We start from the raw sequence: 20,369 nt of genomic DNA on the forward strand, positions 1-20,369 counted from the left end.
CCACAGTGTTTGGTGTCGTTCACAGATACTTGGTGGGAGCGAGCTTGCTCCTGAAGTCAATCACTCAGTCGCGGAAAAACACCTGCACCAGGTGATACCCGAACTTGCTCTTGATCGGCCCGTGCACGGTGCGCAGCGGTTTCTTGAAGATCACCGCATCGATCGCACCGACCATCTGACCCGGCCGCACTTCACCCAGATCGCCGCCACGCTTGCCGGACGGGCAGGTCGAAAATTTCTTCGCCAGCACATCGAAAGCTTCACCGTTGGCGATGCGTTGTTTGAGTTTTTCAGCCTCTTCGGCGGTCTTCACCAGAATGTGGCGGGCTTGGGCTTTCATCGTGCAATACCTGTAGCGGGGTGACGGCGGGGCGCGGATTATGCCTCAAGTCACGGGGTTTGGCTGAACATCGCGCGGATCTTGCCGGCCAGCTGTTCGATGGAAAACGGCTTGGCGACCATGTCCATGCCGTCCTCGAGAAAACCCTGACGCTCGGCGGCTTTCTGCGCGTAACCGGTCATGAACAACACTTTGAGCCCCGGTCGATGCTGGCGAGCGATCTCCGCCATTTGCCGGCCGTTCATGCCCGGCAGGCCGACGTCGGTCACCAGCAGGTCCACCCGCAGGTCCGATTCGAGTAGCGGCAAGGCACCCTTGGCGTCTTCGGCCTCATGGGCGTGATAACCCAGCTCCTTGAGCAGGTCCAAGACCAGCATGCGCACCGCCGGATCGTCCTCGACCACCACCACGGTTTCGCCGGTGGCGACAGCAGGGGCCTCGGTGACCGTTTCGATCACCGGCCGCTCCGATTCCAGTGCATGCAAACGCGGCAGGTACAGGCGCACGCAGGTGCCCTGGCCCGGCAGGCTGTCAAGGCTGACGTGCCCGCCGGATTGCTGGGCGAAGCCATAAATCATCGACAACCCGAGCCCGGTGCCCTGGCCGATCGGCTTGGTGGTGAAGAACGGATCGAAGGCTTTCGAGCGCACCGACGGCGTCATGCCGGTGCCGTTGTCGCTCACCGCGAGCATCAGGTAGTCGCCGGCCTTGACCGGTTCGAGTGTGGTGATGTCGTTGCCGTCGAGGTAAACGTTGGCCGTTTCGATCAGCAGCTCGCCGCCGTCGGGCATGGCATCACGGGCGTTGATCACCAGGTTGAGCAGGGCGTTTTCCAGTTGACTGACGTCAGTGCTGACGGACCAGACATGGTCGGCCAGGCGCAACTTGAGCTCGATCGGATCGCCCTTGGTGCGGCGGATCAGGTCTTCAAGTGAATGGACCAGCTCGTTGACGTCGATAGTCTTGCGATCCAGCGACTGACGCCGGGAGAACGCCAGCAGACGGTGGGTCAGCGCCGCCGCGCGGTTGGCCGAGGACACTGCCGCATCGGTGAAACGGCTGATTTCATCGGTGCGGCCGCTGGCGATATAGCGTTGCATCAGGTCGAGGCTGCCGATGATTCCGGTCAGCATGTTGTTGAAGTCATGGGCGATGCCGCCGGTGAGCTGGCCCACCGCTTCCATTTTCTGCGCGTGGCGCAGGGCGTCTTCGGCACGCTCGCGTTCGAACATTTCATTCTGCAAACGCTGGTTGGCCTGGGCCAGTTGTTCGGTGCGCGCACTCACGCGTTCCTCAAGGGTTTCGTTGAGGTTGCGCAGGGCTTCTTCGGTTTTGTTACGTTCGGTCTCGTCGATCACGAAGATGTAGAAGCCGTTCACCGCGCCGTCCGCGCCGTGGCGTGGCAGGTAATTCATCAAGGCATGCCGCTGACTGCCGTCGCGGTGTGGCGTATACAGACTGAACGAGCAGGGTTGGCCGGCGAGCGCTTCGGCAATGTACGGCGCCCGCAGGAAATAGGCCTCTTCGCCGATCACTTCGCGGATCGTGCGGCCATACAGCTCTTGCGGCGTGAGCCCGTACCAGTCCAGGTACGCGGCGTTGTTCAGGCGAAAGCGTTGTTCGTGGTCGACGTAGCTGATCAGAATCGGCATGGCGTTAATGATCAGTTGCAGCTCGGTCTGGCTTTGACGCAGTGCCTGTTCGGTGTGTTTGCGTTCGGTCAAATCCAGCGCGGCGCCCAGAAAACGCATCGGCCGGCCATGATGATCCTTGTAGCAGCGCCCGCGGGCGAACACCCAGCGCAGCTCGCCATTGGCTTGCAGCAGTCGATACTCCTCGGCGTATTCGGTGCCGTGGGTGATGCAATGCTTGATGCTGCGGGCGATCAACGCGCGGTCTTCGGGGTGCACGCCGTGCAGGTATTCACTGATCGGCAATTGTCCGGCCAGCGCTGGGTCGACCCCGTGCAACTGGGCGAAATGCGCGTCGGCAATGAAGCGGTCTTCGCCGATATCCCAATCCCAGGTGCCGACCGCATCGGTGGCCGCCAGCGCCAGTTGCAGGCGCTCTTCGCTTTCGCGCTGGGCCTTGAGGCTGTCTTCGGAGCGCTGCTGCAGTTCCAGGGCGATGCGCCGGCGTTCGTTGGTTTCAATGGCGGTGACCAGGATCCCGGCCACTTGCGCGCTTTCGTCGCGGATCGGGCTGTAGGTCAGATCCAGCCAGAAGTCGGAATCCTTGCCGTCCCGTTGCAGGGTAAAGCGTCGTTCGCTGTAGGTTCGCACCTGGCCTTGTAGGACGGCGCTGTAAATCGGGTCGGTAAAGTCCCGAAGTTCCGGCCATATCTGGTGCGCCGGCTGTCCGAAAGCGTGCGGATGTTTGCTCCCGGCGAGCAGCGCAAAGCCGTTGTTGTAGATCTGGGTCAGTTGCGGGCCCCACAACAGCAGCATCGGCATCGGCGAGTGAATCACGATGTCCACCGCGGTGCGCAGGCTTTGTGGCCAGGTGTCGGCGCTGCCCAGCGGGCTGCGACTCCAGTCGGTGCGGGCAATCAATGCCTGGGCGTCGTTGGTGTTTGGTACAGCGTTCATCACATCAATCCTGAACATCGGTTGGTGAGGCGGCGTCTACTATCCTAGTGCGGTAGACGCTGTAAGACCCGTCGCGTCACGACGCACGGTCTTGTGTTCATTGAAAGCTTCGCAGGTGCTTTAGGCCATGGAAATCGATGCATTGCTCAAACAACTGGCGAGCCGCCACGGTTCGGATCTGTTCCTGTCCACGGGCGCACCGCCCAGTGCGCGGTTCGACGGGGTGTTGACGCCGTTGAGCGAGCAGCCCTTCAAACCCGGTGAGGTGGCCACTGTCGCCGCTTCCCTGATGGACGCTGAACAACGTCGGGAGTTCGACCGGGATCTGGAAATGAACCTGGCGATTTCCCGCACCGGCATCGGTCGCTTTCGGGTGAATATCTTCAAGCAACGCAACGACGTGTCAATCGTGATCCGTAACGTCAAACTCGATATTCCGCGATTCGAAGACTTGAAACTGCCGTCGGTATTGCTCGAATCGGTGATGCTCAAGCAAGGGCTGATCCTGTTCGTCGGCGCCACCGACTCGGGTAAATCCACGTCGCTGGCGGCGCTGATCGATCATCGCAATCGCCACAGTAGCGGTCACATCATCACCATTGAAGACCCGGTGGAATACATCCATCGCCATAAGAAGTCGATCATCAACCAGCGCGAAGTCGGAGTCGACACGCGCAGCTTTCACGCTGCGCTGAAAAACACCCTGCGCCAGGCCCCCGACGTGGTGCTGATCGGCGAAATCCGTGACCGCGAGACCATGGAGCATGCGCTGGCTTTCGCCGAAACCGGGCACCTTGTGTTGTCGACATTGCATGCCAACAACGCCAATCAGGCGCTGGACCGGATCATCAATTTCTTCCCCGAAGAACGCCGGCCACAATTGCTGCATGCCTTGGGCAATCATCTCAAGGCGTTCGTTTCCCAGCGTCTGGTCCGAACCCGGGACGGTCAGCGCCGGGCCGCTGCCGAGGTGATGCTCGGTACGCCGACGATTGCTGACCTGATCCGGCGCAATGACTTTGGCGAGCTGAAAACCATCATGGAGAAATCGGCCGAACTGGGCATGCAGACCTTTGACGGTGCACTGTTTGCGCTGGTGGCAGAAGGGGTGATCGATGAAGACGAGGCCCTGAAAAACGCAGATTCGGTCAACAACCTGCGCCTGCGTCTGAAGCTCCACGCCGACACCATGTCGTCCCCACCGCCATCGACTGGCGAGTGGGGGCTGATGGACTGACAGGCGTCAGTCGCGAAGTTCGACCCGATTGCGAAACTGTTCAAGTGCTTGCGGGTTGGCCAGCGCGTCGGTGTTTTTCACCGGTTCACCGTGCACCACATTACGCACGGCCAGCTCCACCACCTTGCCGCTGATGGTGCGCGGAATGTCGGTGACCGCGACGATCTTCGCCGGTACATGGCGCGGTGTGGTGTTGGCGCGGATCACCTGGCGGATCTGCTGTTGCAGCGCCTCATCCAGCGTTACGCCTTCCTTGAGGCGCACGAACAGCACTACTCGCACGTCATCCTGCCATTGTTGGCCAATGGCGACACTGTCCAATACCTCCGGAACCTTCTCCACCTGACGGTAGATTTCAGCGGTACCGATGCGCACGCCGCCGGGATTGAGCACGGCGTCGGAGCGGCCGTGAATCAGCATCCCGCCGTGGGGCAATTGTTCGGCGTAGTCACCCTGGGCCCAGACGCCGGGGAACTGGCTGAAATAGGATTTGCGCAACTTTTCGCCGTCGGGATCGTTCCAGAGTCCGACGGGCATCGCCGGGAATGGTCGAGTGCACACCAACTCACCTTTTTCACCAATCACCGGCTGCCCGGCGTCGTTCCACACTTCGACGGCCATGGCCAGACTCTTGCCCATGATCTCGCCCTGGCGCACTGCCGACATCGGGTTGCCGTTGACGAAGCAGGACACGATGTCCGTGCCGCCGGACATCGAGGACAGGCAGACGTCGGGTTTGAAATCGCGATAGACGAAGTCGTAACTCTGCGGTGACAGCGCGGAACCGGTACAGAGCAGGGTTTTCAGGTGGCTCAAGTCGTAGCTTTCACGGGGCTTGATGCCGCTGTTTTCCAGGGTCGCGAGAAATTTCGGGCTGGTGCCGAACACGCTGACCTGCTCGTCGTCCAGCAGCTCCAGCATTCGCTCGTTGTCCGGATAAAACGGTGAGCCGTCATACAGCACCACCGCGCTGCCGACCGCCAGCGCCGACACCAGCCAGTTCCACATCATCCAGCCGCAAGTGGTGTAGTAGAACAAGCGGTCGCCGGGGCCCAGATCGACATGCAGCCCGTGTTCCTTGGCGTGTTGCAGCAACACGCCGCCGGTGCTGTGAACGATGCATTTAGGTACGCCGGTGGTGCCGCTCGAATAGAGCACGTACAGCGGATGGTCGAACGGCACCGGGACGAAGTGCGGTTCATCGCCCGGTTCGTAGAAGTCGTCCCACAGCGTGACGTTGGCGGGTGTCCGGTAATCCGTGGCCTGCGCCTGAGGTCGTGCGTAAGGCACGATGATCAGCTGTTGCAAGGACGGCAACTGCTCGAGGATTTCGTTGACCTTGACGGTCTGGTCGATCGCTTTGCCGGCGTAGCGGTAACCGGCACAGGTGATCAACACTTTCGGTTCGATCTGGCCGAAGCGATCAATCACCCCGTGGGTGCCGAAGTCCGGTGAGGAACAGGACCAGATTGCGCCGAGACTGGTGGTCGCGAGCATTGCCACCAGGGTTTGCCAGGTGTTGGGCATGCAGGCCGCGACCCGGTCGCCGACCACGACGCCGGCCGCTTGCAGGCTGGCCTGGAACCCGGCGACGTGTTTGGCCAGGTCGGCCCAGGTCAGCAATTCTCGCTGACCGTTTTCCCCGATGGCGATCACGGCGATTGCATCGTCGCGTCGGCTCAGCAGGTGTTCGGCGAAGTTCAGGGTGGCGCCGGGAAACCACTGGGCACCCGGCATTTTCAGGCCGTCACGCAGAACGGCGTCGGGCTGGGTATGAAAACGGATATCGAAGAAATCGACGATCGCCTGCCAGAACGCTTCGCGCTGGTCGATGGACCATTGGTGCAGGGCCGGGTAGTCGTCGAGGTGCACGTGGTGACGCTGGATGATGAAGCGCCGAAAGCCGTCCATGCGGGACCGGGCAATACGTTTGGCATCGGGCTGCCAGAGAATGTCGGACATGGTTTGCCTCTTATTGTTTGTCAGAAAGCTCCCACCGCAACGTGGGAGCGATCAGTTGCAAGCTTACTGCGCGAGCCACCCGCCATCGATATTCCACGCCGCGCCACGCACTTGGCTACCGGCTTCGCTGCACAGAAACAGCACCAGTTCACCCAGATGTGCAGGGGTGACGAACTCCAGCGACGGCTGCTTCTCGGCCAGCAAGTCGTGTTGCGCCTGCTGTGGGTCGACACCCTTGGCTGCGCGATCATCGATCTGCTTCTGCACCAGTGGCGTCAGCACCCAGCCCGGGCAGATGGCGTTACAGGTGACGTTGCTGGCGGCGGTTTCCAGGCCGACCACCTTGGTCAGGCCGATCACGCCATGTTTGGCTGCCACGTACGCGGCTTTGCCGGTGGAACCGACCAGACCGTGCACCGAGGCGATGTTGACGATCCGGCCCCAACCCTTGGCGCGCATGCCCGGCAAACTCAGGCGGGTGCTGTGAAACACTGACGACAGGTTGATCGCGATGATCGAATCCCAGCGCTCCACAGGAAACTCTTCAACCGCCGCAACGTGCTGGATGCCGGCGTTATTGACCAGAATATCCACGCCGCCGAATTCGCGTTCGGCGTAGGCGATCATGTCGGCGATCTGCGCCGGGTCGCTGACGTCCGCCGGGTGATGGCCGACTTTGCCGCCGAACTGTTCGACTTCGGCAATCACCTTTGAAGCATCGCCAAAGCCGTTGAGGATCAGGTTGGCGCCAGCCTTGGCCAGCGTCAGGGCGATGCCCAGCCCGATGCCGCTGGTGGAGCCGGTAACCAGTGCGGTCTTGCCAGAAAGAGTCGTCATCAATACCTCACACAATGCCAGTGGCGTAGAAAGTGCCGATCACCACGAAAACCGCCAGGGTCTTGATCAGCGTAATACAGAAAATGTCCTTGTAGGCCTCACGGTGAGTCAGGCCGGTGACGGCGAGCAGGGTGATCACCGCGCCGTTGTGCGGCAGGGTGTCCATGCCGCCGCTGGCCATTGCGGCCACCCGGTGCAGCACCTCCAGCGGAATATTGGCGGCGTGGGCGGCGCTGATGAATTGTTCGGACATCGCGGCCAGCGCGATGCTCATGCCGCCCGAAGCGGAGCCGGTGATACCCGCCAGCAAGGTCACGGTGATCGCTTCGTTGACCAGTGGATTGGGAATGCTCTTGAGCCAGTCGGCCAGCACCAGAAACCCCGGCAACGAAGCGATGACAGCGCCGAAACCGTATTCCGACGCGGTATTCATCGCCGCCAGCAGCGCACCGCTGACCGCGCTTTTGCTGCCCTCGGCGAGCTTGCTTTTGATGGCTTTAAAACCGAATGCCAGCACCATCAGGATGCCCACCAGCAAAGCCGCTTGCACCGCCCAGATCGCCGTCAGTTTGGCGATTTCGGTGGTGACCGGCGCGGCCATGCCCGGCAGCGCGAGGCTGTGGGTTTTGCCGTACCACTGTGGAATCCACTGGGTGAACAGCAGATTCATGATGCCCACCGCCAGCAGCGGCGAAAGAGCAATCCAGGGGTTCGGCAGTTTGAGGTCTTCGGCGGTTTCCGGTTCGTTGCGCAGTTCGGTGCCGTAGCCTTCACCCGCACGGTGAGCTTTGTTGCGTTGGCGCTGCAAGAACAGCATGCCGGCGCAGAACACGAAAATCGTGCCGATCACGCCCAGCCACGGCGCCGCCCACGCGGTGGTGTTGAAGAAGGTGCTGGGGATGATGTTCTGGATCTGCGGCGTGCCGGGCAGGGCGTCCATGGTGAACGAGAACGCGCCGAGGGCGATGGTCGCCGGGATCAGGCGTTTGGGGATATTGCTCTGGCGAAACATTTCCGCCGCGAACGGGTAAACCGCGAACACCACCACGAACAGCGAAACGCCGCCGTAGGTGAGCAGGGCACAGACCAGCACGATCACCAGCATCGCCTGGCGGGTGCCGAGCAAGCGAATCGCTGCTGCGACAATCGAGCGGGAGAAACCCGACAGCTCGATCAGCTTGCCGAACACGGCGCCGAGCAGGAACACGGGAAAGTAGAGTTTGATGAAGCCGACCATTTTCTCCATGAACACCCCGGTGAAAGCTGGGGCGACTGCGGAAGGGTCGGTGAGCAGTACGGCGCCGAGGGCGGCGATCGGGGCAAAGAGGATAACGCTGTAGCCACGGTAGGCCGCAAGCATCAGCAGCGCCAGGGCTGCCAAGGCGATGATCACACTCATGGTGTGCTCCTTCGATTGTTATTTTTGTGGGTGAAACGGGTGTGGGAAGGGCTATAGCGAGATCTGTGCCAGATGGTTAAGTTGTTGAAATAAAAGGAATTAAGTTGATGTTTGGTGGTGGTTTTCGAGGTTTTGTCTCTGTTTTGAGACTTCTATGGCTGTGAGGACGCTTTCGCGGGCAAGCCCGCTCCCACATGGATACCCATATCTCCTGTGGGAGCGAGCTTGCTCGCGAAGCTTTTGATCTTGTCCCGTTACGGAGATTTATGTCTCTCTATTGAGACTCTGCAATGCCCAGCGCAATCATCTTCTTGTAAAGCGTCGAGCGTCCAAGCCCGAGCCTCTCAGCCGCCTCGATCACCTTGCCCCCGCATTGCGCGAGGGTGGACTGAATCAACTGCCGGTCAAACCGCTCACGGGCCTGACTGAAGGTCTCGCTGGTTAGCGGCTCTGACAGAGGCGCCAGCGTCCGTTCAACCGGTGTAAACGTGCCAATCGCCGCACGAATGTCATCCGCCGTCAGCATCAAGTCATCACTGAGCAACGCCGCTCGTTCCAGCACATTGCGCAGCTCGCGGATATTCCCCGGCCAGGCATGCTGACCCAGCAGCTCCAGCGCTTCGCGATTCAGCTCGTGTTGACTGCGCAGCTCTTCAAGAATCGCTTCACTGAGCGCCGGCAGATCGTCCAGCCGTTCGCGCAGTGGGGGCACCTGAATCGGCAGCACGTTGAGCCGGTAGTACAAGTCCGCTCGGAACTCGCCGCGCTTGATCGCCGCTTCCAGGTCTGTCGACGTTGCCGCAATCACTCGCACATCGCTTTGGATCACGTCGTTGGAGCCGACAGGTTCGAACTCCTTTTCCTGCAGCACCCGCAGCAATTTGCTTTGCAGCGGCAGAGGCATGTCGCCGATCTCGTCGAGAAACAGCGTCCCGCCCTGAGCAATCTGCAACTTGCCGGTGCGGCCCTTGCGGTCGGCACCGGTGAAGGCGCCGGGAGCCGTTCCGAAGAACTCGGCCTCGAGCAGCGCCTCGGGAATCGCTGCGCTGTTGATGCTGACGAAGGCTTTGTGCGCACGAGGCGAGGCGCCGTGGATCGCTTGAGCCAGCAACTCCTTGCCGCTGCCGGTCTCGCCCAGCAACAGAACCGGCGACTCGGCACTGGCGCTGCGACGGGCACGGCGCTTGACCTCGAGGCTGGCAGCGCTGGTGCCGATGAAATGGGCAAAGTTGTATTTGGTCTGCCGGGCACGCAGCAGCGAGCGGGTCGAGGCCAGTTCTTCCTGCATGCTCAGGTAGCGCTTGAGCATCGGCGAGAGGGTGCGCAATTCGTCAAACAGGGCAAAACCGATGGCGCCGATCACCGCGCCGGCGTCGTCGTGGATCGGCAGGCGCATCACCACCAGCGGTTCTTTCGGGGTGTCCTGCATGTCCAGCAGGATTGGCCGCCCGGTGCGCACCACTTCGCGCAGCAGGCTGCCGGGGATTACGCTTTCGCAGGGTTTGCCGATGGCGCCGGCCGCAGAGTCGAGACCAAAACGTCGGGCGTAGCGCTCGTTCATCCAGACGATGTTCGCGTCGCGGTCGACAATCACCGTGCCTTCACTGGACTGCTCGATGATCTCGAACAACGAACGGATGGCCAGCGTGCGAACCCGTTGGTAATCCTTGAGGCTTTCGGTGGTGTTCATGGCGGCGTCCATTGGCGGAAGTCAGGTGGCGCGATTATGCCTATCCCGGATGCGCTGCGGCCAACAGCTCTTTGGTGTACGGGTGCTGCGGTGAGTCGAATACGTCATGGCTGGCGCCACTTTCGACTACCTTGCCGTCCTTGATCACGATCATGTCGTGGGCGAGGGCGCGTACCACTGCAAGATCGTGGCTGATGAACAGGTACGTCAGGCCGTGTTTTTCCTGAAGCTGGCGGAGCAGGGCGACCACCTGTTTCTGCACGGTGCGATCCAGCGCCGAAGTCGGCTCGTCGAGCAGGATCAATGCAGGCTTCAATACCAGCGCCCGGGCAATGGCAATGCGCTGACGCTGGCCGCCGGAAAACTCATGGGGGTAGCGATGACGGCTTTCGGGATCGAGCCCGACCTCCTTGAGCACGCGGATCACCTGGTCGTCGCACTCGTCGGCGGTGGACTGGCAATGCACTTCCAGCCCTTCGCTGATGATCTGCGCTACCGACATGCGCGGGCTGAGGCTGCCGAACGGATCCTGAAACACCACCTGCATCTGCCGGCGCCATGGCCGCATCTGCTTCTGGTCGAGACCGTCAAGTGCCGTGCCCTGGAAGCGAATACTGCCCTTGGAGTCGAGCAGGCGCAGGATCGCCTGGCCGAGAGTCGATTTGCCCGAGCCGGATTCGCCGACGATGCCCAAAGTCTTGCCGCGCTGGATGTTCAGGCTGATGCCGTCCACCGCGCGCAGGTATTGCTTGCGCCGGAACAGTCCGCCGCCCACCGTAAAGTCGACTCGCAGATCATCGACTTCCAGCACGTTTTCACGTTCGTCCCGGGGCAGCGCCTCGCCCTCCGGTTCAGCGTTGAGCAACACGCAGCTGTAAGGGTGTTGCGGTGCGGTGAACAGGGTTTCGCACGGCGCCTGCTCGACGATTTCGCCGGCCTTCATCACGCATACCCGCTGGGCAATGCTGCGCACCAGATTGAGGTCATGGCTGATCAGCAGCAGCGACATGCCCAGACGCCGTTGCAGGGATTTGAGCAGCAACAGGATCTTGCGCTGTACGGTCACATCGAGGGCGGTGGTCGGCTCGTCGGCGATCAGCAATTCGGGTTCGCAGGCCAGGGCCATCGCAATCATGACTCGCTGGCGCTGGCCGCCGGACAACTGATGCGGATAAGCCTTCAGTCGCTCTTTCGGCTTCTGGATGCCCACCAGTTCGAGCAGTTCGAGGATCCGCGCCTGAGCTTCCTTGCCGCCGAGGCCACGGTGCAGCAACAGGGTTTCGCCGATCTGCTTTTCAATCGTGTGCAACGGATTGAGCGAGGTCATCGGCTCCTGGAAAATCATGGCGATGCGGTTGCCGCGCAGATCGCGCAGGGTCTTGGGGTCGGCGCCGACCAGTTCCTGGCCACGATAGCGGATGCTGCCGGTAGTCCGGGCATCGCATTCCGGGAGCAGTTGCAGAATCGAATGGGCGGTCACCGACTTGCCCGAGCCCGACTCGCCGACCAGTGCCAGGCACTCGCCGGGGCGAATGTCCAGGCACAGGTTGCGCACCACGGTCTGGCCATGGAAGGCGACGCTGAGGTCACGGATTTCGATCAGGTTGTCAGTCATATCAAAGGTCCGTTCATGAGCGCGGGTCAAAGGCATCGCGCAGCGCTTCGCCGATGAATACCAACAGAGAAAGAATCAGCGCCAGGGTGAAGAACGCGGTCAATCCGAGCCACGGCGCTTGCAGGTTCTGCTTGCCCTGACCGATCAACTCGCCCAGTGACGCGCTGCCGGCGGGCATGCCGAAGCCGAGGAAATCCAGCGCGGTCAGGGTGGAAATCGCCCCGGTCAGAATGAAAGGCAGGTAGCTCAGGGTCGCGTTCATCGCGTTGGGCAGGATGTGCCGGACAATCACTTTGCGATCACTCAAACCCAGGGCCCGCGCAGCCTTGACGTACTCGAGGTTGCGCCCGCGCAGAAACTCGGCGCGTACCACGTCCACCAGCGCCAGCCAGGAAAACAGCGCCATGATCCCCAGCAGCCACCAGAAGTTGGGCTCGACGAATCCCGAGAGAATGATCAGCAGGTAAAGCACCGGCAATCCCGACCAGACTTCCAGCAAACGCTGGCCGAGCAGATCGACCCAGCCCCCGTAATAACCCTGCAGGGCACCGGCCGCGATGCCGATCAGGGCGCTGACGAAAGTCAGCATCAGGGCGAACAGGATCGACACCCGCGCGCCGAAGATCACCCGAGCCAGTACGTCGCGCGCCTGATCGTCGGTGCCCAGCCAGTTGACCGAAGTCGGCGGGCTCGGTGCCGGTTTGTTGAGGTCGTAGTTCGGGGTGTCGTCACTGAACGGAATCGGCGGAAACAGCAGCCAGCCACCGTCCTTGCGGATCAGCTTCTGCACGTAATCGCTGCGGTAGTCGGCCTGGAACGGCAGTTGTCCGCCGAACTCCTGTTCGGTATGGCGCTTGAACACCGGGAAGTACCATTGGCCCTGATAACTGACGATCAGCGGCTTGTCGTTGGCGATCAATTCACCACCGAGACTGATCACGAACAGACCAATGAACAACCACAGCGACCACCAGCCCCGGCGGTTTTTCTTGAAGCGTTCGAAGCGGCGACGGCCCAGAGGCGAGAGCTTGAACATCAGGCATTCCTCGCGGCGAAGTCGATGCGCGGGTCGACCAGCGTGTAGCACAGGTCGCCGATCAGTTTTATCAGGAGGCCGAACAGGGTGAAGATGAACAGCGAACCGAACACCACCGGGTAGTCACGGGACACGGCGGCTTCGTAACTCATGCGCCCGAGGCCGTCGAGGGAGAAGATCACTTCGATCAGCAACGAACCGGCAAAGAACACGCTGATGAACGCCTGGGGAATGCCCGACACCACCAGCAGCATCGCGTTGCGGAACACGTGTCCATAGAGCACCCGGTTTTCGCTCAGGCCTTTGGCGCGCGCGGTGACCACGTATTGGCGGGTGATCTCATTGAGGAACGAGTTCTTGGTGAGGATGGTCAGGGTGGCAAAGCCACCGATCACCAGCGCCGTGACAGGCAATACAAGGTGCCAGAAGTAGTCGGCGAGCTTGCCCAGCGTCGACAGGGATTCGAAGTTGTCGGACACCAGACCGCGCACCGGGAACCAGTTCAGCGAAGTGCCGCCAGCGAACACCACGATCAGGAACATCGCGAACAGGAATGCCGGCATGGCGTAGCCGATGATGATTGCCGTGCTGCTCCAGATATCGAAATGACTGCCGTGGTGCACGGCTTTGCGGATGCCCAACGGGATCGACACCAGATAGGTGATCAGGGTGGCCCATAGTCCGAGGGAAATGGTCACCGGCATTTTCTGCAGGATCAGGTCGGTGACCGTTGCGCCACGGAAGAAACTCTTGCCGAAATCCAGCTGCGCATAGTTCTTGAGCATCAGCCACAGGCGCTCGTGGGCCGGTTTGTCGAAGCCGTACTGCTTTTCGATGTCCTTGATCAGTTGCGGATCAAGGCCGCGACTGGCGCGGGACGTGCCGCTCATGGTTTCGCTCGCACCGCCGCCGACGCTGGCGCCGCCGATGCCTTGCAAGTGGGCGATGGCCTGTTCCACCGGGCCACCCGGCGCAGCCTGGATGATTACGAAGTTGACCAGCAGAATGATCACCAGCGTCGGAATGATCAGCAGCAGGCGCCGCAGTATGTAAGCCCACATCAGTGCGGCCCTCCGGGTCTGCCACGGCTGATTTTCTCGGCCGTCATCTGCTGGTTGGTCAGCGGTGTACTGCTGATTTCCCACCAGCTCTCGATCGCTTCGTCATTGCTCGCCTGCACGGTGGGAATGCCGAAACGGTTCCACCACACGGTCGACGTGCCCGGCGGGTAATAGTTGGGAATCCAGTAGTAGTTCCATTGCAGCACCCGGTCCAGCGCATGGGCATAACGCAACATGTCGGCCTGGGTCGAGGCGCGAATCAGGCCGTTGATCAAGGTGTCGACCGCCGGGTTCTTCAGCACCATGTAATTGTTGGCGCCCGGGTCGTTGGCCGACGCCGAACCGAAGTAGTTCAACAGTTCGCCGCCGGGGGAGGTGGTGACCGGGTAACCGGTGACGATCATGTCGTAGTCGCGGCTCATCAGGCGGTTGACGTATTGCGAGGAATCGATGCGACGGATGTCGAGGTTGATGCCGATCTGCTTCAGCGTGCGCTTGTATGGCAGCAGCAGGCGATCCATGCCGTTCTGGCTGACCAGGAAGGTGAAGCTCAAGGGTTCGCCACGGTCGTTGACCAACTGGTCGCCATCAGGTTTCCAGCCGGCCTGCTCCAGCAGCTCCAGCGCTTGCAGCTGTTTGTCGCGGATAAGGCCGCTGCCATCGGTCTTCGGCGCTTCGAAGACCTGGGTGAACACTTCGTCGGGAATCTGTCCGCGCAAGGGTTCGAGAATCTTCAGCTCGGCGGCATCCGGCAGCTTGCGGGCGGCCAGTTCGGTGTTGGAGAAGTAACTCTGCTGGCGGATGTACATGTTGCGCATCATCTGCCGGTTGCTCCACTCGAAATCCCAGAGCATGGCCAGTGCCTGGCGAACGCGGCGATCCTGAAACATCGGCTTTTGCAGATTGAACACAAAGCCCTGGGCCGACTGCGGCGCCTCGGTGGCCAGATGCGCCTTTTGCAGGCGACCGTCGCTCAGGGCCGGGCTGTCATAGCCGATGGAATAGCCAGTGGCGGAGAATTCACGGTTGTAGTCGTAGGCGCCACCACGCAAGACCTGGCGGGCGACGTCGGTGTCGCCGAAGTACTCGATGCTGAAGTGATCGAAGTTGTAGAGGCCACGGCTGACCGGCAGGTCCTTGCCCCACCAGTCGGGATTGCGTTCAAAGGTGATGCTGCGCCCGGAGTCGACCTTGCCGACTCGATACGGGCCGCTGCCCAGCGGCGGTTCATAGCCGCCACCGCCGGCAAAATCACGGGTTTTCCACCAATGTTCGGGAAATACCGGCAGGGTCGCGATGTCCAGCGGAAGGGTGCGGTTCTCGTTGCTCCTGAAATCGAAGCGCACGGTGAGTGGCGCTTCGATTTCGACGCCTTTGACGTCGGCGAACTGGGTGCGATAACGCAGGCTGCCCTGGGTCATCAGCAAGTCATAGGTGTAGCGAACGTCTTCGGCGGTGATCGGCTTGCCATCGGCAAAGCGGGCCTTGGGATTGATGAAGAAGCGCAGGGACAGGCCGTCATCCGAGCGTTCCATTTTTTGCGCCACCAGACCGTATACGGTGTAAGGCTCGTCGAGCGAGCGCTGGGCCAGCGGGGAGTACAGCAGGCCGTCGATCTGGCTGACGCCGATGCCCTTGTCGATATACGGCAGGACATGGTCGAAGTGGCCGATCTCGATGGCCGAGCGGCGCATCGTTCCGCCCTTGGGCGCCCGGGCGTTGGTGTAATCGAAGTGACTGAAGCCGGGCGGGTACTTTGCCGGTTCGCCATAAACGGTCATCGCATGCTGCGGTGCGGCGTCCACACCGGTGATCCCCAGCAGCAGGGTCACGGCAGTGAACATCAATGTCGGGAAAGCCAGTCGCATTGTCAGCCTTAAAGCCGGGTAATCGATAAGCGCAATTTGTACGCGAGCGGCGCGTCGTTCGCCAGCGGTGTGGTGTAATCGAAACAAAACGGCCCGCCATCAGGCGGGCCGTTGCGCAGCAGGTCGGGCTGAAATCAGTCCTGACGGCTGGTCACTTCCAGCAGGTGGTAGCCGAACTGGGTCTTCACCGGGCCTTGCACGACGTTGATCGGCGCGCTGAATACCACGGTGTCGAATTCCTTGACCATCTGGCCAGGACCGAACGAACCCAGGTCGCCGCCCTGACGGCTGGATGGGCAGGTGGAATTGGCCTTGGCCACTTCGGCGAAGTCGGCGCCACCTTCGATCTGGGCCTTGAGTTCGTTGCACTTGGCTTCGCTGGAAACCAGGATGTGGCGGGCAGTGGCTTTAGCCATGGGGAAACACTCCAATCAAATCAGTAAAGGGGGGAGCCTACCGGATTCAGTGGCCGATTTCTCGGCAAAGTTCCATTCGCTCGTCTGATACCGGCCGCTATAGATTAGCCGCTTGCAGGCGCAAGGCGTGTTCGACATAGAGTTGGATCGGGTCACTCTCCGTGTTGCCCTGGCCGATGCCCCGACGCAGGCTGCGCAGATGGTCGAGCGGATAATCGGAACCGATCACGGTGCCGAGGTGGGAGCTGAAACGCCCGACAAATCCGTCGTTCTGCGCGGGCTCTGTAATGAAATATTCCGACAGGGCCAGGCAGATGCCCTGCACCGGGTCGAGGGGCTGCACAGTCAGCTTCGGCGCAACGCCACTCCACGAATAATAGTGAACGCCATCGACTCGCTCGGCGCCCTGGCCACCCCAGGTTTCGGGAAGGCCCTGCGGGTATTTGTCATTGAATTGGCCGACTCCTTCTGTCGTCAGTGCATTGAGTGCTGCCAGTGCATGGTGAGGCAGTTTTTTGTGTCCGCTGAGCAAAGAAAGAAAGTCGGAAAACAACGTCGCAACATTCTGCGCCACGGTCTCCGGCAGACGTCCGGGGATCAGTGCCTGGCGCAGCAAGTCGGCCAGCTCCGAACCGTGGTTGGGCCCGCTGACCGAGGTCACGGAAGCGACCTTGTGTGGCGCAAGCGCTGCAGCGTATCGAGCAGACAACGCGCCCTGGCTGTGACCGATCAGGTTGACTTTTGTCGCGCCAGTACCTCGGAGCACAGCGTCGATCTGCGAGAGCAATTGCTCGCCTCGCACTTCGTTGTCATGAACGGCCGATAAGTGCGGCACAAATACCTGAACGCCAGCGGCCTTGAGTGCCTGTTTGACGTCATGGAACAGTTCGAAAGAGCCAATGCGCTCGAATCCGAACAGACCATGCACCAACAGTACGGGATAGAGAGTTGTGGCGTTTCGTTGCATTTTTCGTCCTTGATCGCAGAGATTCATCGATGTTGTCTGCGTGTCACTCTAAAACAGTCGTTGCGCAGGCGATGCCTGAATACTCTTTCTAGTGCGGTGGAAACTGGATCAGAGTTCGTATGAATTTTCACTTTTGAATGAGATCCGGTTCTGAATATTTGGAGGGTTCCCGGCTTGTCGAGCGCGCTTTTCCAATTTTTGCCTACTTGCTTCAGTGCAGTTCACCCTGTCTCGCCGGGTGTCGGGCTGACATCGGGTGATCAATCAAGCGCGTTAAATGCAGGCTCGCGAGCAGGTCTTGATTTCCAGAGAAGGGAGCAGCGAGTGAACAGGACGAATCCCGCGAATCCAGGGAGGGCACGTCGATGTTGAACATGGGCTCGCCCTCCGGGTTCATCACACACCGGAGGGCGGCTTGATTGTCAGGCTTGTTGTCGAATGCGTTGTGCGGCCCCGAGCAACAGACGTTCTGTTGCATCGAATCCAAGACAGCCGTCGGTCACCGAAACGCCATAGCGAAGCGATTCACTGAGTGCCTGACATCCCTCGAACAGATGCGACTCGAGCATCATGCCGATCAATGAGCGGTTACCTTGCAGTCGCTGTTCCAGCACATCGTTGAACACGCCCGGCTGGCGGAGCGGGTCCTTGCCGCTGTTGGCATGGCTGCAATCGACCATGATCCGGCTCGGAATTTTCAGGCGGTTCAACTCGGTGTTGATGATGGCAACGCTTTCGCGGTCGTAATTCGGCCCTTTGTGACCACCACGCAGCACCAGGTGGGTGTCCGGATTGCCCGAGGTCTGGATGATCGCCGGGTGACCCTGGCTGTCTACACCAAAATGGCGATGGGCATGGGCTGCCGAACGCATCGCATCAACGGCGACGGCCACGCCACCGTCAGTCCCGTTTTTGAAACCGACAGGCATGCTCAGCCCGCTGGCCATTTCCCGGTGGATCTGCGATTCAGTCGTGCGAGCGCCAATGGCAACCCAGCTCAGCAGGTCATCGAAGTACCCGGCCGCCATGGGCTGCAGCAACTCGGTGGCAATCGGCAGTCCCAGGCGGAGCATTTCCAGCATCAGTTCGCGCGACAGCGTGAGGCCTGTGGCCATGTCGTCGCTGCCATTGAGATGAGGGTCGTAGGCCAGGCCTTTCCAGCCAACGGTGGTGCGAGGTTTTTCGACGTAGGCACGCATCACGAGCAGCATGTCATCACGGACTTCTTCGGCCAGGCGCGAAAGTTTGCTGGCGTATTCAAGCGCGGACTCGGGGTCGTGGATCGAGCAGGGGCCGACGATTACCAGCAGGCGTGGATCACGGCCATCGAGAATCGCGCGGACCGCCTGGCGGTGGGCGACGACTTGCTGGTTCAGCGCATTGCTCAGGGGCAATTGCTGTTTGAGTTGCAGCGAACTCGGCAGACGCAGGGTCAATGCTTCGTTGGCAGGGTTCAGGGTGGACAGTGGCAGAGCAGAAACGGACGAGTTCATATTCAGTCTTCCTGGGCGGACGGCGGGTATTTCCCGCTCACTCGGCCCTACTGGGGTGTTCGACAATTGGCCGGATTGGCTACGTGTGTTGGCTTGCCACCTGTGGGTGACCGATCGGAGGCGGCAGGCTGTCCCGAGCGGAGGCTGGTAAATCGCCAGGCGGTAAAACTGTCGTAACGGTAATAAGTGGCGTAGTTCATTGGTTGAATCCTCAAAGTGTCTGATGTGTCGCTGAGAAAGTTCGGGCCTGAAAAAACAAAACCCCCGGTCGGGAGGCCGACCGGGGGTTGAGAAATCTCTGGTAGGCGACCCGTTCAAATGGGCGCCGTGTGGGTATCAGGCGCGCCAGTGGCTAAACCAATACCCAAAATAAAAGCTTGCAGGAGCGCAGGCGCCGTTCACCCGGGCAGCCGCAACCGAGCGCGAGGCGCTGGCGGTACGAAGCTGTGAGAGGGTGTTGAGCATGAACTGTCTCCAAAGAATGCGCCGAGCTTACTAGAGGCTGCTGCGCGTCAGCAATCAGAAATTGCTATCGCAGGCACCCGAGGGACTCTATGGGTTGAGCGCCCGCCAGTGTATGACACACTCTGCTTCTGAACGTGTGCTCAAGAAAGGGTCATGAACTTGAAGAAGATCGAGGTCGGAATGAGTGTCGAGTTACGCCAGGCTACACCCGCCGACCTGTCGTTTGCGCGAGAACTGACTTGCCGAAACATGCTCCGCTACTACATTCACTATGACTTGCTGTGGCAGGACGAGGCGTTCGATGTCGCTTGGGCCGGGCGCGAAAACTGGTTGATCCTGCGTGACGGTGAACGGGTGGGATATTTCAGCCTGAGTCGTGATGCTCGGGCTGTGTATATCCGCGAATTGCAGATCGTCGAAAGCGCTCAAGGCCAGGGCGCGGGTTCCTGGGCGATCGATCAGGTTGTTGCGATGGCTCGACTGGAGCGACGCCCGGCGTTGCGCCTGACGGTGTTCAAAAACAACCCGGCGCAAAATCTGTATCTAAGAAAAGGAATGTTTGTGCAGGGCGAGGACGAGTGTTTCCTGCGGATGCAGCTCGATTTCAGTACACCTGTGCTCTGAAACCCACGGCTGGCAAGCCCTCGATGAAGACTTGAAACTTTTTATATGTCGCTTGCCGCTAGGTCTGCCCGGCACTTTTTGCTAAGGTGTCCGGCATCCCAATAAGACCATATCGCGAGGTGTCTGCTTGATTAGGGTGCTAGTGGTCGACGACCATGATCTCGTTCGTACAGGCATTACACGAATGCTGGCCGATATCGATGGCTTGCAGGTGGTAGGCCAGGCCGAGTCCGGGGAAGAATCCCTCATCAAGGCCCGTGAGTTGAAGCCTGACGTGGTGCTGATGGACGTCAAGATGCCGGGCATCGGCGGTCTCGAAGCCACACGCAAACTGTTGCGAAGTCATCCCGACATCAAAGTGGTCGCGGTCACCGTTTGTGAGGAAGATCCGTTTCCTACGCGGTTGTTGCAGGCCGGTGCGGCGGGGTATCTGACCAAGGGCGCCGGATTGCCGGAAATGGTTCAGGCCATTCGCCTGGTGTTTGCCGGGCAGCGCTATATCAGCCCTCAGATTGCCCAGCAATTGGCGATCAAATCCTTTCAGCCGACCAATGATTCACCGTTCGACGCGTTGTCGGAACGGGAAATCCAGATTGCGCTGATGATTGTCGGTTGTCAGAAGGTTCAGATCATTTCCGACAAATTGTGTTTGTCGCCGAAAACCGTGAACACTTACCGCTACCGCATTTTCGAGAAGCTCTCGATCAGCAGCGATGTCGAACTGACGCTGTTGGCGGTTCGACACGGCATGGTTGATGCCAGCCTTTGACC

At 60.5% G+C, this 20,369-nt stretch carries 17 protein-coding genes; 3 read left to right on the forward strand and 14 right to left on the reverse strand.

All coding sequences use genetic code 11. The annotated features are described in order from the left end of the window. Positions 1-64 precede the first annotated feature (64 nt). Positions 65-340 (reverse strand): peptidylprolyl isomerase, encoded by a 276-nt coding sequence (locus CAF73_RS03370; RefSeq protein WP_085695956.1) that lies wholly within the window; start codon positions 338-340, stop codon positions 65-67. 50 nt (positions 341-390) lie between these two features. Continuing rightward, positions 391-2,928 (reverse strand): PAS domain-containing protein, encoded by a 2,538-nt coding sequence (locus CAF73_RS03375; protein ID WP_085701915.1) that lies wholly within the window; start codon positions 2,926-2,928, stop codon positions 391-393. A 127-nt stretch (positions 2,929-3,055) separates the two neighbouring features. On the opposite strand from CAF73_RS03375, the gene CAF73_RS03380 reads away from it, so the two are divergent. Further along, positions 3,056-4,165 (forward strand): PilT/PilU family type 4a pilus ATPase, encoded by a 1,110-nt coding sequence (locus CAF73_RS03380; protein WP_085701916.1) that lies wholly within the window; start codon positions 3,056-3,058, stop codon positions 4,163-4,165. A gap of 6 nt (positions 4,166-4,171) precedes the next feature. Here the strand turns inward: CAF73_RS03380 and CAF73_RS03385 are convergent, their stop codons facing one another. The 12 genes from CAF73_RS03385 to CAF73_RS03435 all read right to left on the reverse strand — a co-directional run bounded on the left by CAF73_RS03385 (position 4,172) and on the right by CAF73_RS03435 (position 18,509). Continuing rightward, the gene (locus tag CAF73_RS03385) at positions 4,172-6,127 is read right to left on the reverse strand and encodes an acetoacetate--CoA ligase (RefSeq protein ID WP_085701917.1); all 1,956 of its coding nucleotides are present in this window, start codon (positions 6,125-6,127) and stop codon (positions 4,172-4,174) included. Between the two features lie 63 nt (positions 6,128-6,190). Then, positions 6,191-6,964: a 3-hydroxybutyrate dehydrogenase gene (hbdH, locus tag CAF73_RS03390; RefSeq protein ID WP_007952053.1), complete on the reverse strand. Its 774-nt coding sequence runs from the start codon at positions 6,962-6,964 to the stop codon at positions 6,191-6,193. Positions 6,965-6,971: 7 nt separating this feature from the next. Further along, positions 6,972-8,363: a GntP family permease gene (locus CAF73_RS03395; RefSeq protein WP_085701918.1), complete on the reverse strand. Its 1,392-nt coding sequence runs from the start codon at positions 8,361-8,363 to the stop codon at positions 6,972-6,974. Between the two features lie 274 nt (positions 8,364-8,637). Then, the gene (locus CAF73_RS03400) at positions 8,638-10,053 is read right to left on the reverse strand and encodes a sigma-54-dependent Fis family transcriptional regulator (RefSeq protein WP_085701919.1); all 1,416 of its coding nucleotides are present in this window, start codon (positions 10,051-10,053) and stop codon (positions 8,638-8,640) included. 40 nt (positions 10,054-10,093) lie between these two features. Beyond that, positions 10,094-11,668: an ABC transporter ATP-binding protein gene (locus CAF73_RS03405; RefSeq protein ID WP_085695962.1), complete on the reverse strand. Its 1,575-nt coding sequence runs from the start codon at positions 11,666-11,668 to the stop codon at positions 10,094-10,096. A gap of 13 nt (positions 11,669-11,681) precedes the next feature. Then, the gene (locus tag CAF73_RS03410) at positions 11,682-12,704 is read right to left on the reverse strand and encodes an ABC transporter permease (protein ID WP_085683860.1); all 1,023 of its coding nucleotides are present in this window, start codon (positions 12,702-12,704) and stop codon (positions 11,682-11,684) included. Beyond that, the gene (locus CAF73_RS03415; protein ID WP_085701920.1) at positions 12,704-13,765 is read right to left on the reverse strand and encodes a microcin C ABC transporter permease YejB; all 1,062 of its coding nucleotides are present in this window, start codon (positions 13,763-13,765) and stop codon (positions 12,704-12,706) included. The genes CAF73_RS03410 and CAF73_RS03415 overlap by 1 nt, the downstream gene beginning before the upstream one ends. Beyond that, positions 13,765-15,633: an extracellular solute-binding protein gene (locus tag CAF73_RS03420; protein ID WP_085701921.1), complete on the reverse strand. Its 1,869-nt coding sequence runs from the start codon at positions 15,631-15,633 to the stop codon at positions 13,765-13,767. Before CAF73_RS03420 ends, CAF73_RS03415 begins: the two co-directional genes overlap by 1 nt. A 134-nt stretch (positions 15,634-15,767) precedes the next feature. Next, positions 15,768-16,049, reverse strand: coding sequence for a peptidylprolyl isomerase (locus CAF73_RS03425; protein WP_007952068.1), 282 nt, complete (start codon positions 16,047-16,049; stop codon positions 15,768-15,770). Positions 16,050-16,146: 97 nt separating this feature from the next. Next, on the reverse strand, positions 16,147-17,016 hold the full coding sequence (locus CAF73_RS03430) for a triacylglycerol lipase (RefSeq protein ID WP_085701922.1): 870 nt from the start codon (positions 17,014-17,016) through the stop codon (positions 16,147-16,149). A 211-nt stretch (positions 17,017-17,227) separates the two neighbouring features. Further along, complete coding sequence (locus CAF73_RS30110) at positions 17,228-17,392, reverse strand: hypothetical protein (protein ID WP_176247703.1); 165 nt, start codon at positions 17,390-17,392, stop codon at positions 17,228-17,230. Positions 17,393-17,438: 46 nt separating this feature from the next. After that, complete coding sequence (locus CAF73_RS03435; RefSeq protein ID WP_085701923.1) at positions 17,439-18,509, reverse strand: 3-deoxy-7-phosphoheptulonate synthase; 1,071 nt, start codon at positions 18,507-18,509, stop codon at positions 17,439-17,441. A 645-nt stretch (positions 18,510-19,154) separates the two neighbouring features. On the opposite strand from CAF73_RS03435, the gene CAF73_RS03440 reads away from it, so the two are divergent. Next, positions 19,155-19,598, forward strand: coding sequence for a GNAT family N-acetyltransferase (locus CAF73_RS03440; protein ID WP_085696436.1), 444 nt, complete (start codon positions 19,155-19,157; stop codon positions 19,596-19,598). 127 nt (positions 19,599-19,725) lie between these two features. Beyond that, positions 19,726-20,367 carry a UvrY/SirA/GacA family response regulator transcription factor gene (uvrY, locus tag CAF73_RS03445; protein WP_032829778.1) on the forward strand — a complete coding sequence of 214 codons (642 nt, stop codon included), beginning with the start codon at positions 19,726-19,728 and terminating at the stop codon, positions 20,365-20,367. Positions 20,368-20,369 lie beyond the last annotated feature (2 nt).

The sequence above is a fragment of the Pseudomonas sp. B15(2017) genome (assembly GCF_002113215.1).
Lineage (GTDB): Bacteria > Pseudomonadota > Gammaproteobacteria > Pseudomonadales > Pseudomonadaceae > Aquipseudomonas.